Origin of the sequence: Saccharopolyspora endophytica (genome assembly GCF_018070075.1) — a bacterium.
Taxonomy (GTDB): Bacteria; Actinomycetota; Actinomycetes; order Mycobacteriales; family Pseudonocardiaceae; genus Saccharopolyspora; species Saccharopolyspora endophytica.
In genome coordinates, this window is the sequence record NZ_JAGPXE010000017.1 from 156,748 (window position 1) to 172,711 (window position 15,964).

20 protein-coding genes are annotated in these 15,964 nt (G+C 70.6%); 10 read left to right on the plus strand and 10 right to left on the minus strand.

Annotated features, from left to right (window positions below; genetic code table 11):
- Nucleotides 1-68: 68 nt before the first annotated feature.
- A complete protein-coding gene (locus KBO27_RS30180; RefSeq protein WP_210973244.1) occupies nucleotides 69-989 on the minus strand; it encodes an oxygenase MpaB family protein in 921 nt (306 codons plus the stop codon).
- Between the two features lie 131 nt (nucleotides 990-1,120).
- Here KBO27_RS30180 and KBO27_RS30185 point away from each other — a divergent pair, with 131 nt between their 5' ends.
- The 6 genes from KBO27_RS30185 to KBO27_RS30210 all read left to right on the plus strand — a co-directional run bounded on the left by KBO27_RS30185 (nucleotide 1,121) and on the right by KBO27_RS30210 (nucleotide 5,056).
- A complete protein-coding gene (locus tag KBO27_RS30185) occupies nucleotides 1,121-1,345 on the plus strand; it encodes a hypothetical protein (protein ID WP_132686434.1) in 225 nt (74 codons plus the stop codon).
- A gap of 65 nt (nucleotides 1,346-1,410) precedes the next feature.
- Nucleotides 1,411-1,692, plus strand: coding sequence for a metal-sensitive transcriptional regulator (locus tag KBO27_RS30190; protein ID WP_093420260.1), 282 nt, complete (start codon nucleotides 1,411-1,413; stop codon nucleotides 1,690-1,692).
- Between the two features lie 11 nt (nucleotides 1,693-1,703).
- Nucleotides 1,704-2,051, plus strand: coding sequence for a hypothetical protein (locus KBO27_RS30195; protein WP_210973245.1), 348 nt, complete (start codon nucleotides 1,704-1,706; stop codon nucleotides 2,049-2,051).
- Nucleotides 2,052-2,118: 67 nt separating this feature from the next.
- Complete coding sequence (locus KBO27_RS30200) at nucleotides 2,119-2,706, plus strand: DUF305 domain-containing protein (RefSeq protein WP_210973246.1); 588 nt, start codon at nucleotides 2,119-2,121, stop codon at nucleotides 2,704-2,706.
- A gap of 213 nt (nucleotides 2,707-2,919) precedes the next feature.
- Nucleotides 2,920-4,185 (plus strand): multidrug effflux MFS transporter, encoded by a 1,266-nt coding sequence (locus KBO27_RS30205; protein ID WP_210973247.1) that lies wholly within the window; start codon nucleotides 2,920-2,922, stop codon nucleotides 4,183-4,185.
- Nucleotides 4,186-4,258: 73 nt separating this feature from the next.
- The gene (locus tag KBO27_RS30210) at nucleotides 4,259-5,056 is read left to right on the plus strand and encodes an SAM-dependent methyltransferase (RefSeq protein WP_210973248.1); all 798 of its coding nucleotides are present in this window, start codon (nucleotides 4,259-4,261) and stop codon (nucleotides 5,054-5,056) included.
- Here the strand turns inward: KBO27_RS30210 and KBO27_RS30215 are convergent.
- The 3 genes from KBO27_RS30215 to KBO27_RS30225 form a co-directional block, all read right to left on the minus strand.
- Nucleotides 5,051-5,323 (minus strand): GlsB/YeaQ/YmgE family stress response membrane protein, encoded by a 273-nt coding sequence (locus KBO27_RS30215; protein ID WP_210973271.1) that lies wholly within the window; start codon nucleotides 5,321-5,323, stop codon nucleotides 5,051-5,053. The two genes, KBO27_RS30210 and KBO27_RS30215, sit on opposite strands and share 6 nt — an antisense overlap.
- An 81-nt stretch (nucleotides 5,324-5,404) precedes the next feature.
- The gene (locus KBO27_RS30220) at nucleotides 5,405-6,283 is read right to left on the minus strand and encodes an SAM-dependent methyltransferase (RefSeq protein ID WP_210973249.1); all 879 of its coding nucleotides are present in this window, start codon (nucleotides 6,281-6,283) and stop codon (nucleotides 5,405-5,407) included.
- Nucleotides 6,284-6,376: 93 nt separating this feature from the next.
- Nucleotides 6,377-7,264: a class I SAM-dependent methyltransferase gene (locus KBO27_RS30225; RefSeq protein ID WP_210973250.1), complete on the minus strand. Its 888-nt coding sequence runs from the start codon at nucleotides 7,262-7,264 to the stop codon at nucleotides 6,377-6,379.
- A 363-nt stretch (nucleotides 7,265-7,627) separates the two neighbouring features.
- Between KBO27_RS30225 and KBO27_RS30230 the strand changes: the two genes are divergently transcribed.
- Nucleotides 7,628-7,930: a hypothetical protein gene (locus KBO27_RS30230; protein ID WP_210973251.1), complete on the plus strand. Its 303-nt coding sequence runs from the start codon at nucleotides 7,628-7,630 to the stop codon at nucleotides 7,928-7,930.
- A gap of 87 nt (nucleotides 7,931-8,017) precedes the next feature.
- Entirely contained in the window at nucleotides 8,018-9,451 is a 1,434-nt protein-coding gene (locus tag KBO27_RS30235; RefSeq protein ID WP_246538441.1) for a DUF4153 domain-containing protein, read from the plus strand.
- A 62-nt stretch (nucleotides 9,452-9,513) separates the two neighbouring features.
- On the opposite strand, the gene KBO27_RS30240 is transcribed toward KBO27_RS30235, so the two are convergent.
- Nucleotides 9,514-9,768 (minus strand): SHOCT domain-containing protein, encoded by a 255-nt coding sequence (locus tag KBO27_RS30240; protein WP_210973274.1) that lies wholly within the window; start codon nucleotides 9,766-9,768, stop codon nucleotides 9,514-9,516.
- A gap of 284 nt (nucleotides 9,769-10,052) precedes the next feature.
- Here KBO27_RS30240 and KBO27_RS30245 point away from each other — a divergent pair, with 284 nt between their 5' ends.
- Nucleotides 10,053-10,952 (plus strand): acyl-CoA desaturase, encoded by a 900-nt coding sequence (locus KBO27_RS30245; RefSeq protein ID WP_210973273.1) that lies wholly within the window; start codon nucleotides 10,053-10,055, stop codon nucleotides 10,950-10,952.
- Nucleotide 10,953: 1 nt separating this feature from the next.
- Here the strand turns inward: KBO27_RS30245 and KBO27_RS30250 are convergent, their stop codons facing one another.
- From KBO27_RS30250 to KBO27_RS30270, 5 genes are all read right to left on the minus strand, one after another.
- Nucleotides 10,954-11,304, minus strand: a complete 351-nt coding sequence (locus tag KBO27_RS30250; RefSeq protein WP_210973252.1) for a TraR/DksA family transcriptional regulator — start codon at nucleotides 11,302-11,304, stop codon at nucleotides 10,954-10,956.
- Nucleotides 11,305-11,330: 26 nt separating this feature from the next.
- Nucleotides 11,331-12,332: a TerC family protein gene (locus tag KBO27_RS30255; RefSeq protein WP_210973253.1), complete on the minus strand. Its 1,002-nt coding sequence runs from the start codon at nucleotides 12,330-12,332 to the stop codon at nucleotides 11,331-11,333.
- A gap of 274 nt (nucleotides 12,333-12,606) precedes the next feature.
- Nucleotides 12,607-13,218, minus strand: coding sequence for a methyltransferase domain-containing protein (locus KBO27_RS30260; RefSeq protein WP_307870704.1), 612 nt, complete (start codon nucleotides 13,216-13,218; stop codon nucleotides 12,607-12,609).
- Nucleotides 13,215-13,871: a TIGR04282 family arsenosugar biosynthesis glycosyltransferase gene (locus tag KBO27_RS30265; protein ID WP_210973255.1), complete on the minus strand. Its 657-nt coding sequence runs from the start codon at nucleotides 13,869-13,871 to the stop codon at nucleotides 13,215-13,217. The genes KBO27_RS30260 and KBO27_RS30265 overlap by 4 nt, the downstream gene beginning before the upstream one ends.
- Complete coding sequence (locus tag KBO27_RS30270; RefSeq protein ID WP_210973256.1) at nucleotides 13,868-14,527, minus strand: glycosyltransferase family 2 protein; 660 nt, start codon at nucleotides 14,525-14,527, stop codon at nucleotides 13,868-13,870. Before KBO27_RS30270 ends, KBO27_RS30265 begins: the two co-directional genes overlap by 4 nt.
- 135 nt (nucleotides 14,528-14,662) lie before the next feature.
- Between KBO27_RS30270 and KBO27_RS30275 the strand changes: the two genes are divergently transcribed.
- Nucleotides 14,663-15,952 carry an ArnT family glycosyltransferase gene (locus tag KBO27_RS30275; protein ID WP_210973257.1) on the plus strand — a complete coding sequence of 430 codons (1,290 nt, stop codon included), beginning with the start codon at nucleotides 14,663-14,665 and terminating at the stop codon, nucleotides 15,950-15,952.
- The last annotated feature ends 12 nt before the right edge of the window (nucleotides 15,953-15,964 follow it).

Below are 15,964 nucleotides of genomic sequence, written 5' to 3' on the forward strand. Positions count from 1 at the left end.
TTTCGCGCGAAATTCGAGGCCGAAACCTGCCGTTCGAATTTCGCGCGAAATTCGAATCCCTCACCCGGTCAGGCGACGGGGCCTGGGAAGTAGTGCTTCGGGTCCGCGCGCTTGTGCGGGGGTGGGTAGTTGCGGGGTGGGGTTTCGACCAGCGGGGCGTCGGCGGGGAGGCGGCCTTCCGCCCGGTTCCAGGCCGCCCTGGCTCGCGGGTGGAAGCGGAGCTTGAAGGGGACGAGGCTCCACAGCGCCGCGAACACGCGGCCGACGACGGTGAGGAGGAGTTCGTCGCGGCGGGTCCAGCGCAGGCCGAGCTTCTCGCGGATCGGCGGGTCGTAGCAGCCGGTGGTCAGCCAGTGCATGAGCCGCGCGATCGGCGGCCGCACCCACCGCCACGCGGGCTCGGGCAACCACCGCATCAGCGGCGGCCTGCCGATGCGGGAGAGGTCGCGGACGTCGAGGGTCGCCTTGTTGACCTCCAGCACGTCCCGGCACATGTGGTCCCAGTAGCGCTGGAAGCTCGGCCAGTCCGGCGGGACCGGGCGCATGCTCATGCCGTAGAGCCGGTACCACTGCACGCCCTCGGCGTAGACCTGCGCCTTCTGCTCCTCGGCCAGGGGCTTGCCCAGGCGGTCGTTGATCAGGATGGGCATCACCAGGAACGTCGCGTGCGCCCAGAAGAACGTCTCCGGGTTGAGCGCGTGGTAGGGCCTGCCGCGCTGGTCGACGCCCTTGATGCCGTTGTGGAATCCGCGGACCAGCTTCGCCGTCTCCGCCGCGCGCGGGCCGTCGTAGACCACGCCGCCGATCGGGTACAGCGATCGGTAGAGCCGCTCCCAGCGCTCGTCGAAGAACTCCGAGTGCTCCTCCACGCCCGCGCCCAGCTGCGGGTGCATGTTCTGCATCGACCCGGCCCACAGCGCCAGCAGCAACCCGCGCCAGTCGCCGAAGTAGCGCCACATCAACGAATCCGGCCCCAGCGGTTCGGTCATCCGACGCTCCGTTCGATGTGAGCACGGCCGTCATCAAAAGTAAGCAGGCCGACACGCAGCGTCAATGCCGCACGCCCGGACGGACGCCGCCGGGATCCCGCCTAGACTCGGGGGCCGGAGGTGGTCAGGCCGTGACCAAGAGCCAACTCGGCATCCTGCTGGTGCGCACGCTGCTGTTCTTCGCCGTGGCGGTGGCCCTGGGCGTGATCAACGGCTGGCCGTCGTACGCCGTCATCGCCGTGGCGCTGACCGGTGGTGCGGCGCTCGTCCAGCTCGGCGGCTGGTTGTGGATGCGCCGCGCCGAGCAGCGCGGGACGGCAGCGGAGAAGCCGGCCGCGCGCAGCGAGTTCCTCTGACTGGCCACAATTACCCCCCTGGGGTATAAAGGTGGTGGGTCCACCGACCCAGGGGAGGTAATTCGATGCACGGCTACGCCCACAACAAGGACGACTACGCCAAGCGACTGCGTCGCATCGAGGGTCAGGTGCGCGGTCTTGCGCGCATGATCGACGACGACGAGTACTGCATCGACGTGCTCACCCAGGTCTCGGCCACCACCAAGGCGCTGCAGGCCGTCGCGCTCGGGCTGCTCGACGAGCACCTCAAGCACTGCGTCTCCGAGGCGATGTCCGAGGGCGGCGAGCAGGCCGACGCCAAGATCCGCGAGGCCAGCGACGCCATCGCGCGCCTGGTGAAGTCCTGACGGACCTGCCCGTGCGCACCGGAGCGTTCCGCTGGGCCCTGCTGGTGGCCCTGGCCCTCGGCGTGGTGCTCATGCACCACGTGCCCGCGCAGCACGACGCGCACCACGCCCAGCACGCGGTCAGCGCGCACGCCCAGGTCCAGGCCTCCGACGACGCCGCGCCCGACGGGCACGACGCGCTGCACCTGTGCCTGGCGGTCGCCGCGAGCTTCCTCGTGCTGCTGGCCCCGCGGCTGCACCTGGCCGCCGTCGTCACGGCCGAGATGTTCCTCTCCCGGATTCGGCGCACACTGCAACGGGCGCGACCTCCGGACCCCTTACCTCGGCGGCTCGCCGCACTCTGCGTACTCCGGCGCTGATCGGCCTCCGGACCGGCCCGACCCGGTCACGCCCGATCACGCCCATTCGAAGACGAGGTAATTCGTGATGAAGCACGCCCGCACGGGCGCCGCTGTGCTCGGCGCCGCCCTGTCCCTGTCGTTCCTGGCCGGCTGCGGCCAGGCGGAGACCCCCGCTCCGGCGGCTCCGCCCGCTCAGACCGCACCCGCGCACAACGACGTCGACGTGATGTTCGCCCAAGGCATGCTGCCGCACCACCAGCAGGCCATCGAGATGTCCAGGATGGCCGCGCAGAACGCCGGCTCCCAGCAGGTCAAGGACCTGGCCGCCCGGATCGAGGCGGCGCAGGGCCCGGAGATCGACAAGCTCAACGGCTGGCTTCGCGACTGGAACGCCCAGCAGTCCGGACATGGAGGGCACGGCGGACATGGTGGTCACTCGATGACCGGCATGATGTCCACCGACGAGATGGCGAGCCTCGGCCAGACCAAGGGCCCCGAGTTCGACCAGAAGTTCCTCATGCTCATGATCAAGCACCACGAAGGTGCGGTCGAGATGGCCCGGACCGAGGTGGAGAAGGGTCGATTCCCCGACGCCCAGCAGATGGCGCGGGAGATCATGATCAGCCAGCAGTCCGAGATCGACTCCATGCGCACGATGCTCACCCAGCACTGAGCGAGCGGCTGCCCGGGTCCGCCGGGCCCGGGCAGCCCGCGCGGAACCCGGAATTCACAGAACTGTCATCGATTCCGGGAATACTCGTCCACAATGGACTCATAATTCATCGTCTGTAATCCGCATCACAGAGAATTCCTGATTTCTCCGGAACAAACGCGGCTTCCACCACGCTCTACGTCGGGTACTGGACGACATTTCCGGAAGGAAGCGATGGAAGACGTTGCTGTGCAATCCCCGGCGGCGCCGGCCCGGACGAGTGATGTCCGCGCCGACGAACCGACCGGGCTGGAGCGACTGCGCATCATCGTGGTGCTCGGGGCGCTGATCGCCCTGGGGCCGCTGACCATCGACATGTACCTGCCCGCGCTGCCCTCCATCGGCGCGGACCTGGGGGCTCCCGACTCCACCGTGCAGCTCACCCTCACCGGGACGCTGCTCGGCCTGGGGCTGGGACAACTGCTGATCGGCCCGCTCTCCGACGTCGTCGGACGCCGCAAGCCGCTCATCGCCGGCACCGCGCTGCACATCCTCGCCTCGCTGGCCTGCCTCATCGCGCCGAACGTCGCCGTGCTCGGCGGGCTGCGCGTGGTGCAGGGAGTCGGGGCGGCCGCGGCGATGGTGGTCGCGATGGCGGTGGTGCGCGACCTGTGGTCCGGGCGTGCGGCCGCCACCGCGCTCTCGCGGCTGATCCTGGTCATGGGCATCGCACCGATCCTGGCGCCGACGCTGGGCGGCGCGGTGCTGCTGTCGACCTCGTGGCGCGGGGTCTTCGGCGTGCTGGCCGCGCTCGGTGCCGCCCTGCTGGTGCTGGCGGTGCTCGCGCTGCCGGAGTCGCTGCCGCCGCAGCGCAGGCAGGAACCGCACTTCGCGCCCGTGCTCAAGACCTACGGCAAGCTGCTCACCGACCGCGAGTTCGTGCTGCTGCTGGTCGTGGCCGCGCTGGCGATGACGGCGCTGTTCTCCTACGTGTCGGGTTCCTCGTTCGTGCTGCAGGAGCAGTACGGGCTCAACCAGCAGGCGTTCGGGCTCGTGTTCGGAGCGGGTGCCGTGGCGCTGATCGGCGCCTCGCAGCTCAACGTCGTGCTGCTCAACCGCTTCACCACGATGCAGATCGTGGTGACCTCCCTGATCGTGGCCACCGCCTCCGGGCTGGTGATGATCGCCCTGACCACCACCGGCATCGGCGGGCTGGTCGGATTCCTGGTGCCGTTGTGGCTGGTCCTGGGGTCGATGGGCTTCGTGATGCCCAACGCCCCGGCGCTGGCGCTGGGGCGGCACGGCGAGGCCGCGGGAACCGCCGCGGCACTGCTGGGCGCCTGCCAGTTCGGGCTCGGCGCGCTGATCGCGCCGCTGGTCGGAGTGCTGGGCAACGACGGACCCGCGATGGCGGTCATCATGACCGCGGGCGCGGCGGTCGCCCTCGTGGCCCTGGCGGCGGTGGTACGGCTCAGCAACCGAACCGTGGCCGCTGCTTGACCCCGGATCGGGGTGGCCGACCTCTAACATCACGGCTGGGCGGTGGCCCCGCCCAGCCGTGAGGAGGTCTGCGATGTCCGAGCCCAACGAAGTCGACCTGGACAAGCCCAACGCCGCGCGGGTCTACGACTACTACCTCGGCGGCAGCCACAACTTCGCCGTCGACCGCGAGATGGGCGACGAGGCGATCGCGATGTGGCCGGAGCTGCCGCAGATCATGCAGGCCAACCGCGCCTTCCTGCGACGCGCGGTGCACTGCTGCGTCGAACAGGGCGTCCGGCAGTTCCTCGACCTGGGCTCGGGCATCCCGACGGTGGGCAACGTGCACGAGGTGGCGCAGCTGGCGGCGCCCGGCAGCCGCGTCGTCTACGTCGACACCGACCCCGTCGCCGTGGCCTACAGCAAGACGTTGCTGGCCGACAACGCCGACGCCGACATCGTGCGCGCCGACGCCCGCGATCCCGAAGCCGTCCTGGCCTCCGACGAGGTCACCGCGCTGCTCGACCCGGGCCAGCCGGTGGCGGTGATGATGGTGGCGCTGCTGCACTTCATCGGCGACGACTCCGCACCTCGCGAGATGATCGCGCGGTACCGGGACGCGTTGGCGCCGGGCAGCTTCCTGTGCATCTCGCACGCCACCGACGAGGGGCGGCCGGACGTCGCCGGCGAACACGCCGACCTCTACAAGCAGCGGACCGCCACTCCTCTGACGTTCCGCTCGCGAGCAGAGATCGGCGGGTTCTTCGAGGGCTTCGAGCTGGTCGAACCGGGCCTGGTCTTCATGCCGCAGTGGCGACCGGTCTCCCCCTCGGAAGTCGGCGACAACCCGGAGCGCATGACCGGGCTGGTCGGCGTCGGCCGGAAACTATGACCGGACGCGGCGCTTGCGGCCGGTAACCTTGTTGTAGATGACCAGCACGATCACCGCGCCGATGACCGACCCGATCCAGCCGGCGGGCTCGAAGCCGCGCAGACCCACGGTGAACAAGCCGAACAGGAAACCGCCGACCGCGGAACCCACGACGCCGAGGACGATCGTCATCAGCAGGCCGATGTCGTCCTTGCCCGGCACGATGGCGCGGGCCAGGAAACCGGCGATCAGGCCGAACACGATCCAGCCGAGAATTGTCAGGAACACCGAGCTCACCCGTTTTCGCTCGCGGACAGTGCGAAATCCCAGGCTACTCCGATCATGCCCGCCCAGTCGCGGTGATCGTCTTCACCCGGGTTTCGAGGCGGTCACGAAACGGCTGACCTCGAGCATCGGGCCGATCGCCAGCCCGGGATCCCTGCCGAGGCGGACCGCCGCGTCCTCGCTGGTCTCGGCCTCGCTGTTCCAGCCCAGCTCCACCAGCAGATCCGGAGCGGCAGGGCGGCCGTCGTCGTGCAGGATCGCGCTGACGTCCATGCCCTGCTGCTTGCCGTACTCGGAGATCTTCGCGTCACCTGCGATCTTGCTGGTGTCGTGGAACTCCTCCACCGCCAAGCGACTTCCCGGCGCGGACAGGTCGGTGATGGCCTGCAGGAGCCCTCGTTCCGCCTCGCCCGGCAGATACGGCAGCAGCCCTTCGGCCAGCCATCCGGTGGGAACGCCGACGTCCAGGCCGGCGGCGATCAGCGCGGCGGGCCAGTCCTCCCGCAGGTCGATTCCCAGCATCCGGTGCTCACAACCGGACTCGACCCGATCGAGGATCTCCCGTTTGAACTGGAGGACTTTCGGCTGGTCCAGCTCGAACACAGCGGTCCCGTCGGGCCAGTCGAGCCGATAGGCGCGCGTGTCCAATCCGGCGGCCAGGATCACGAACTGGCGCACGCCGGATTCGGCGACCTGAGCGAAGAAGTCGTCGAAGAAGCGGGAGCGGACACCGATGTAGTGGTCGATGCGCTCGGCCCAGCGGCGCCCGTCGTCGGGGATGGCCGCCAGCTCCTCCGGCGTGGTCGGGAACGCCATCCCCTGGCCCGCGGCGCGCACCAGCGTCTGGGCGTGGGGGTCGTTGATCAGCCGGTCGTCCCGGCAGCTCTCGATCGCGCGCCCGGCGGCCACCGCCAGCGCGGTGACGCCGATGCCGCTGACGATGTCCCAGTCCTGTTCTGCCACTCCCCGATCGTAGGCGGCGAACGCCGTCGGCGCGGGACGTGCGACGGGGTCCGAAATCACCTGCCGAACAGGTCATTTCGGACCCCGCGCACCTCAGGCGGGTTTGCGCGCCTCCACGAAGCGGCTGGCGTCGGCCATCTCGCCGAACATCCCGCTCAGGTCGCGGCCGTAGCCCCGCGCCTTCGCCTCAGCGCCTTCGACCTCGGTCTTCCAGCCCAGGCCTCGCAGCACGTCCGGGGACTCGGGGCGATCGTCGGAGTGCAGCAGGTCGCGCATGTCCAGGCCCCACTCCTGGCCGAAGTCGGCGAGGTCGTCGTCCTCGAAGAGCCGGCGGACGTCGTTGAAGTCCTCCACCGCCAACCGGCTGCCGGAGGCCGACAGCCGGTCGATGCTCGTCAGCAGCTGCTGCTCGGCCTCCGGCGGGAGGTAGGGCAGCAGGCCCTCGGCCAGCCACGCGGTGGGCACCTCGGTGTCGAAACCGGCCTCGGTCAGCGCCGAGGCCCAGTCCTCGCGCAGGTCGATCGGCACCGGCCGGTGCGCGCACTTCGGCGCGGCGTCGAGTCCGTCGAGGACGGTCCGCTTGAACTCCAGGACCTTGGGCTGGTCGATCTCGAAGACGGTGGTGCCGACAGCCCAGTCCAGGCGGTGGGCACGCGCGTCCAGGCCGGAGGCCAGGATCACCACCTGCCGGACACCGGCCTCGCCCGCCGCGGCGAAGAAGTCGTCGAAGCAGCGCGACCGCACGCCCATGTAGTCCTCCATCTTGGCCTGGGCCCAGATGGAGTCCTCCGGCAGCTGCGCCACCTCCTCCGGCGAGGTGGGCATCGGCGCCGGCGCGTCGGCGGCCTTCACGAACGCCGCGGCGAACGGGTCCGACATCAGCCGGTCCTCGCGATGGGTCTCCAGCGCCCGCGCCGCCGCCACTCCCAGCGCGGTCAGCCCGACGCTGGTCACGATGTCCCATTGCTGGCCAGTAGTCACCCTCGCGCCCCTTTCGGTTCCCGCGCTTCCCCCGGAAACCTCATCCGTTCCGGTCACTCAGCCGAACTCGCTGAGCAGAAATCGGTACTCGCCGTGACCGTAACAAGTTAGTTGCGCACATCAACTAAACGTGCGTTAGGGCACATCTCAGAGCGGACGAAGTGCCGAAAGCCGCACAACCAGGCGAAATGCTCAGCCCGGGCGCGTGCGCGACGAGTCGCTCCAGCGCGCGAATTCGACGGGCCAGAAGCAAAAATGACGGGTCGTGTTCAGCTCACCGTTGCACCGGACCACAGAGATCCACCCATGTGGGTGATCAGCGGCCGAGAAAATTGTGCCGTTCAGCGCATAGACTCCCGGCCCGTGACTGCACTACCGCACAGCTCGACCGAGGCGGCCCTTCGCGACGCGGTGGACACAGCCCTCATCGACTTGCTGACCAAGCCGAACACCCCGGCTGACCGCGCCCGCCAGGAACTGATGCGCGCGGTGGGGCTGCTCGACGAGCACCCGCAGATCGCGGTCTCCGCGGACGCGGCGACCGCGGTGCGCACCGCCGCGGAGCACCTCGCCCACGGCGAGCGCGCCAACGCGCGCACAGCGCTGGTCACCGCCCGAGGCCGGCTCTCCGCGCCCGGTTCCCGGCAGGCCGCGCGCAACAACTGACGGTCCGACTTCCTCAAGCCCGGCGCGACGCAACCCGCGCCGGGCTTGAGACGTCTTCAGGCGAAGCACGGTTCGCTCTGGAGGAACATGTCCGACCACCTCGCTCCCCCGCCGGTCGTCTCGCAGTACCAGGTCCCCGCACCCCCGTTGTTCGACTCCTTCTGGCCCCGGCCCGAGAACGGCGTGCCCCGAGCGCTGCCCGCAGCGCTGATCACCGGTGTCGCCGCAGCCGTGTTCCTCCCGCTGGAAGGCCCCGGGATCGGCTGGACGCTGTTCGGGCTGTGCGCGGCGGCGGGACTGCTGTTCGCCGTGCGCGACGTCCGGATCGGGCAGGTGCTGTGGGTGGTCACCGGCCTGCTGCTGCTGTCGGTGTGCGCGCTGCGCAGCGCCGAGTGGCTGGCGGCGCTGTGCGTGCTCACCTCCGCCGTCGCGGCGGCGCTGGCGATCAGCCGCGCCCGGGCGGTCCGGGAGCTGGTGCTGATGGCCGTGGCGGTGCCGATCGCCGCCTGCCGGGCGCTGCCGTGGACCGCGCGCGGCATGCGCGGCCGGGTGCGCGGCAGCCGAGCCCTGCGGATGGGCTTCTCGGTGCTGGTCGCGCTGCTGTTGCTGCTGATCTTCGGGGCGCTGTTCGCCGGCGCCGACGAGAACTTCGCGCGGATCGCCGACGCGGTCGTGCCCGAACTGGACTTCGAGACGTTCTTCCGCGCGACGTTCGTGTTCGCGCCCTTCACCCTGCTCGCCCTGGGCGCCGCCTTCACCGCGCTGCGCCCTCCGAAGCTCGACGCGCCCGGCGGTGAGCGGCGCACGCTGCGCGGAGCGGAGTGGGCGGTGCCGATCGGCGTGCTGGTGGCGCTGTTCGCGCTGTTCATCGTCGTGCAGGCGGCGTCGCTGTTCGGCGGTCCCGCGCACGTGCGCGACAGCGCCGGGGTGACGTTCTCCTCCTACGCGCGCAACGGGTTCTGGCAGCTGACGCTGGTGACGATCCTGACCCTGCCGGTGATCGCGGCCGCCGCGCGCTGGGCGCCGAGGCGCACGCGGGCCGAGCGGAACCTGCTGCGCGGCCTGGCCGGGGCGCTGGCGGTGCTGACGCTGGTGATCGTCGGCTCCGCGCTGGCGCGGATGTGGTCCTACCAGGACGCCTACGGGTACACGGTCCTGCGGCTGCTGGTGATGACCTGCGAGATCTGGCTCGGCGTGGTCTACGCGATGATCATCGCGGCGGGCGTGCGGCTGCGTGCGCACTGGTTGCCCACGGCGGTGCTGGGCACCGCGATGGGCGCGCTGCTGGTGCTGGCCGGGCTCAACCCGGAAGGCGCGGTCGCCGAGGCCAACGTCTCCCGCTTCGAGCACACCGGCAAGGTCGACCCCGAGTACCTGGCGGAGCTGTCCGCGGACGCGCTGCCCGCGATCGAGCGGCTCCCGGCCGACATCAAGGGTTCGGTGGTCCTGGACATCAACGCCAACGCGGGTGAGATGTCCTGGCGCTCCTGGAACCTCACCGACCAGCTCCACCGGCCCTGAGCCCATCGCCCGATAGTGGGGCCTGGGGTGCGCGACCTCTCGCGAAGTCGCGCACCCCTCGCTCAGCGCAGTTCGCCGAGGCGCTCCCGGTACTCCTCACCGCTGAGCTCGCCTCGGGCGTAGCGCTCGGCGAGGATCATCCGCGCGCTCTCGGTCGCCGAAGGCCGCCGCGTCCTGCGCAGGATCGCGTAGATCGCGGTGACGATCAGCGACGCGATCAGCACCATCCACACCAGGCCGAAGATCCAGAACGGACCTCCGCCGTGGCCTCCGGGTCCGGGCCCGGGGCCCCACTGCATCAGTAGTTCGGTCACCATCGCTGCTCACCTTCCTCGTCGGTGATTCCCAGCATCGGCGCCGACGGCGATCCGGTCGTCCGACCAGGAGCGACACCCGTGCTACCGTCCGCGACGTAGACCGGGACCAGCGGTGTGCGCAGACCGCGCACGCGTCCCCGGAATCGTTGGCCGTTCACTCTCGGTTGCCATCCCGTTTCTTGCGATCACCAGAGCATTCGGGGTTTGGTGGTCGAGGCGGGATTTCCCCGCAACTACGCGAGGAGCTCGAGTTGGACGCAGCTGAGATCGCAGGCCCCAAGCCCATGCTCGCCGGACGCAGGCCGTGGGGTCCGCAACTGTCGGTGTACGTGTTCATCCTCGGCCCGTTCCTCGCCCTGGTGGCCGCCGTGCCGCTGGCGTGGGGCTGGGGCTTGAACTGGTGGGACGTGGCGCTGGCCGCGGGCTGGTACGTGCTGACCATCCTGGGGGTGACGGTCGGCTACCACCGCTACTTCACCCACGGGGCCTTCCGCGCGAAGCGGTGGCTGCGCATCACCCTGGCGGTGGTGGCGAGCATGGCGGTGCAGGGACCGATCATGCACTGGGTCTCCGACCACCGCAGGCACCACGCCTTCGCCGACCGCGAGGGCGACCCGCACTCCCCCTGGGCCTTCGGCACCTCGCCCGCCGCGCTGGTGCGCGGGTTCTGGCACGCGCACATGGGCTGGGTGTTCGAGCGCGACCTGACCAACCAGGAGCGCTTCGTCCCGGACCTGCTGGCCGACGCCGACATGCGGCTGGTGCACAAGCTGTTCGGCCCGCTCACGGTCGCGACGTTCCTGCTGCCGGGTCTGATGGGCTGGTTGATCACCGGGACCGCCTGGGGCGCGCTGACGGCGTTCTTCTGGGCCGGGCTGGTCCGGGTGGCGTTCCTGCACCACGTGACGTGGTCGGTCAACTCAATCTGCCACCTGGTGGGCGAACGGCCGTTCAAGAGCCGGGACAAGGCGGCGAACTTCTGGCCGCTGGCGATCCTGAGCATGGGCGAGTCCTGGCACAACCTGCACCACGCGGACCCGACCTGCGCGCGCCACGGCGTCCAGCGCGGTCAGATCGACATCTCGGCACGGGTGATCTGGCTGTTCGAGAAGGCCGGCTGGGCCCACCACGTCCGCTGGCCCACCCCGACGCGCCTCTCCCGCCTGTCCGTCGGCGAGGACTGACTCAGCGCCGGGCCGAGGTGCAGCGGATGCACAGCTTGGCCGCGGGCAGGGCTTCGAGGCGTTCCTTGGTGATGCGCTTGCCGCAGCGCTGGCACTGCCCGTAGGTGCCGTCCTCGACGCGCCTGGCGGCCTCGTCCAGCGCTTCGAGCTCGGCCTTGGCGTCGGTCAGCAGGCCCTGGGTCTGGGCCCGCTCGTAGGCGATGGTGACGCCTTCCGGGTCGTGCTCGTCGTCGTTGGTGGTCCAGGTCGCCGACTCGACGATGGACGTGAGGTGCCGCTGCAGCGACTCGATGCGGTGCTGCACCTCGGTCCGGTGGTCGGCCAGGAGCCTCTCCGGCGACTTGCGCGCCATGCTCGGTCAACGCCGTGCGGGCGGCTTTATTCCGACTCGGCGCCGCTGGTCACCGGTTCGGGCGCCGGTTCCGCCCGCGCGGTGCGGGACCGGGCCAGGCTGGCGACCGTGGTGATCGCCAGGGTGAGCACGATGAAGCCCAGCGAGGCCGCGATGCCGATGTCGGGGACCGGGAAGTGGATCTCCTCGACGTGCGACCCGTGCAGCGCCTCGACGATCAGCTTGAGGCCGATGAAACCGAGGATGACCGCCAGCCCGTAGCTGAGGTAGATCAGCCGGTCGAGCAGCCCGCCGATGACGAAGTAGAGCTGCCGCAGCCCCATCAGCGCGAAGGCGTTGGCGGTGAAGATGATGAAGCCGTCCTTGGTCAGCCCGAAGATGGCCGGCATCGAGTCCAGCGCGAAGATCACGTTCGCCAGCCCGAGCGCGGCCACGACCAGCAGCAGCGGCGTGAACATCCGCTTGCCGTCGACGCGGGTGACCATCTTGCCGCCGTCGTAGGTGTCGGTGGTGGGCACGAACCGCTGCAGCGCGCGGATCATGCCGCTGCCCTCGTCGTCGGGCTCGTCACCACCGGCGTCGCGGGCGACCTTGATCGCGGTGTAGATCAGGAACGCGCCGAAGAGGTAGAACACCCAGTTGAACGCGGCGAGCACCGCGACACCCGCGGCGATGCACGCCGCGCGCAGCACCAGGGAGATCAGGATGCCGATGTAGAGCACCCGGTGCTGGTGCTCGCGGGGCACCGCGAAGCGCGACATGATGATCACGAAGACGAACAGGTTGTCCACCGAGAGGCTGTACTCGGTGACGTACCCCGCGAAGAACTCCGCGCCGCTGGTGGAACCGGCGAAGGCGAACAGCAGCGCGCCGAAGAGGGCCGCGAGCGCGACGTAGAAGGCCACCCACAGGCCGGCCTCCTTGACGCTGACGGCGTGCGGCCGCCGCCCCACCACGAGCAGGTCTGCCGCGATCAGCCCGAGCAGCGCGACCAGCGTCACCGCCCACACCCACACCGGGAAGTTCATCCGCGTCCCCTCACACCGCTCGCCGCACGACCTGTCCCGTGCTCGGACGAGTGAATGCAGAATACTGTATGGAAAAACGGATCCCCGGAGATCAGCGGGACGATTCCGAGCAATTCGGACGAAAAATCATGCCGCGCGGATCGAAATCACAGCAGGACGAGGACGTTTGAACCCCTACGTCCGATTCATCCTCGACGGCACCGTTTTTCCGATCGTCCACACTGGACCCAGTTTCCCACGCGAAGCGGAATGCTCTTGCTCCGGTCGCCGCGAGTCAAGGCCTGGCGGTCAGCACCGCGAACCAGCGCCGGTCGACCTCGCCGACCCGCGCGCTGAAACCGGTGGCCAGCGCGGCGATGGCGTCGGCACCGACGCGCGCCCAGCGGAAGGTCCGGCCGCGCCGGCCCGCGTCGACGACGCGCCCGGTACCGCGCCAGACCCCGGCTCCGGGAGGCTCGACCTCCACCCACGCCACTCCCCCGGGCCGCAGCAGGCGGCGCACCCGGGCCAGCAGCGCGGTGGGGTCGCCGCCGATGCCGATGTTGCCGTCGACCAGCAGCGCCTCGCACCAGCTGCCGTCGCCCGGCAGCGGGCCGAACACGTCGCGGCGCAAGGCCATCGCACCCCGGGCGAGGGTCATCTCGACCGCCAGCGGTGAGCTGTCGATGCCCAGGCACATCACGCCGGTGCCGGTGAGCGCTCCGGCGAGCCTCCCGGGACCGCAGCCGATGTCGAGCACCGGACCGCGGCACGCCGCCAGGACGTGGCGGTCGGCGGTGTCGGGCTCGGAGATCCAGCGGTGCCCGGGCAGCGGCCGGGCCGAACCGTCGCTGGTCTCCAGGGTGGTCGTGCCGCCGCGCAGCGCCGCGTCGAACTCCCCGCTCACCTCGGGCACCCGGCCAGGGCTGCGGCGAAGCGGGTGCGCGGAACGCCCGAGGCCACCGCGCAGGCGTCGTGCATCGTGTCGACGTCGACGAGCTCGGGCAGCGCGTCGACCCGCACTCCGGCGGTGCGCAGCGCGTTGAGGGTGCGGCGGCCGGTGTCAGGACGCGAGGTGGGGATGTCGGCGAGCAGGCCCGCGAGCCGGGGATCGCGGAAGCCGATGGCCCACCATCCCCCGTCGGCGGCCGGGCCGTAGACGGCGTCGGCACCGACCAGCCGGTGGCAGGCGTCGGCGAGCAGCTCCGCGGTGACCTGCGGGGTGTCCATGCCGATCTGCAGCACCGGTAGTCCCGGGTGGGCGGCGGCGGTGTCGGCGTGGGCGGCGGCCAGGCGCTGCGGGAAGCCTTCGCCTCGCTGGCCCAGCAGCGTGCCGCGCGCGAACCGCTCGCGCAGTTCGGTGGCGCGGGCGGCGTCGTCGAGGTCGCCGGTGAGGGCGACGACGGGGTGCGCTCCGGGGGTGGAGTGGACGGCGTCGAGCGTGTCGAGCAGGCTCGCGGCGGCGAGCTCGGCGGCCTGCTCGGGCGTGGCGGGAGGGCACAGCCTGGTCTTGGCCAGCCCGGGGACGGGCGCCTTGGCGACGACGAGCAGCGCGGTCATCGCAGCACCCGCGCCATGTCGCGCGTCGCGCGCAGCGTGCCGCGCACCGAACCGGAGACCTTCGAGCGGGTTCCGGCGGTGCGCGGCCGGTACTCGACGTCGGTCTCGACGATCCGCCAGCCAGCCCGCCCGGCCTTGAGCAGCAGCTCCAGCGGATAGCCGAAGGCGCGGTCGGCGACGTCGAGGTTCAGCAGATCAGCACGCCGGACGGCGCGGATCGGCGCGATGTCGTGGACCGGGACGCCTCGCCTGCGCAGCAGGGCGGCGATGAGCGCGTTGCCCGCGCGAGCGTGCGCGGGCCAGGCTGCGGGCGTGGCCGGGACCCGCCGTCCCACCACCAGGTCCGCACCGGACCGCACCCGAGCGACCAGGTCCGGCAGCACCGCCGGGTCCAGGGAACCGTCGCAGTCGGCGAAGCACACGATCTCGGTGACCGCGGCGTGAAGACCGGTGTGCACGGCGGCTCCGTAGCCGCGGCGGGGTTCGGCGATCACCGTCGCACCGCGGGCGGCGGCGATGTCCGGGGAGCCGTCCCGAGATCCGTTGTCCACCACCAGCGCCCGGTACCCGTCAGGCAGGGCCGCGAGCACTCCGGGCAGGGCGGCGGCTTCGTCCAGGCAGGGCAGCACCACGTCGACTTCGTTCACGACACCCATGCAAGCGCACAGTGGACGAAGACGAAAAGGTCTGCGGCGCTTACCGAATCCTTACGCCGGGCGAGTTCTTACGAGGTTCTGACGGATCCCTTCCGCGCGTTGGCCGAGGGCTCGTGCGCGACTACCTTCACGGCGGTGCCCACCCCGTCCCGCCGCGCGCAGCTGATCGCGCTCGCCACCGCTGCGCTGGTCGTCGCCGCCACGGCGATCGCCGGTGTCGCGCTCAACCGCGCCGGCGTTCCGCTCCACGCCGACGCCGCCCCGCTCTTCGGTTTCCTCAACCCCCACGTCGGACCTGGCACGCCCCTGGCCGTCGCGCTGGCGATCGCCGTGGTCGTGTGGGGCCCGCCGCTGGCGTCCCGGCTGGCGTGGCGCGGGTTGCTGGCCGCGAGCTACGCAGCGGCCCTGGCATGGACGGTCTCACTGGCGCTGGTGGACGGGTGGCGAGCCGGGATCACCGAGCGGTTGACCGACTGGACCGAGTACCTCCACGACGTGCCCCGGGTGCACGACATCCCCGCGATGATCGACGAGTTCACCCAGCATGTCCTCGCGGGGCAGCCCGGATCCTGGACGGTGCACGTCTCGGGCCACCCACCGGGTGCGCTGCTGGTCTACACGTGGCTGGACCGGCTCGGGCTCGGCAGCGGCACCTGGGCGTCGGTGGTGACGCTGCTGGTGGGAGCCCTGGCGGCGGTCGCGGTACCGGTGACGGTCAGGGCTCTGCACGACGAGCGGGCGGCGCGCGCGGTGGTCCCGTTCGTGGTGCTCTTCCCCGGAGCCGTGTGGATGGGCGTGTCGGCCGACGGCCTGTTCACCGGCGTCACCACGACCGCCATCGCCCTGCTGGCGCTGCGCCGAGCGCTGCCGTCCCTGCTCGGCGGGGTGCTGCTCGGATCGGCGCTGTTCCTCAGCTACGGGCTCACCCTCGTGGCCGTGATCGCCCTCGCCGTCGTGCTGGTCCACCGCTCCTGGCGCTCGCTGCTGATCGCCGGGTTCGGTGCGTCGCTCGTCGTCGCCGCCTTCGCCGCCTTCGGGTTCTGGTGGCTCGACGGCTACCACCTGGTGATCCAGCGCTACCACCAGGGAGAGTTCGCCCAACGCCCCTACGCCTACTGGGTGTTCGGGAACCTCGGAGCCCTGCTCCTCTCAGCCGGTCCCCTCACCGCAGCCGCCCTCCCCCTCGCCACCTCCCCACCCCCGACCACAACCCGGAATACCGCCGTAATCAGGACACCGAAAACCGCCGTATTCAGGACGCGGATTACCGGAGTAATCAGGACAACCCGGAATACCGCCGTAATCGGGTCCGGGAGTGTCCTGATCTTTGTGTGTGGGGCGGTGATCCGACAGGCTGGAAGCGTCCGCTTTCGGCTGGAAGGGGATCATCGTGACCGACGGCGACACGACAGCATCGCAGGATGACGACGAGGACCG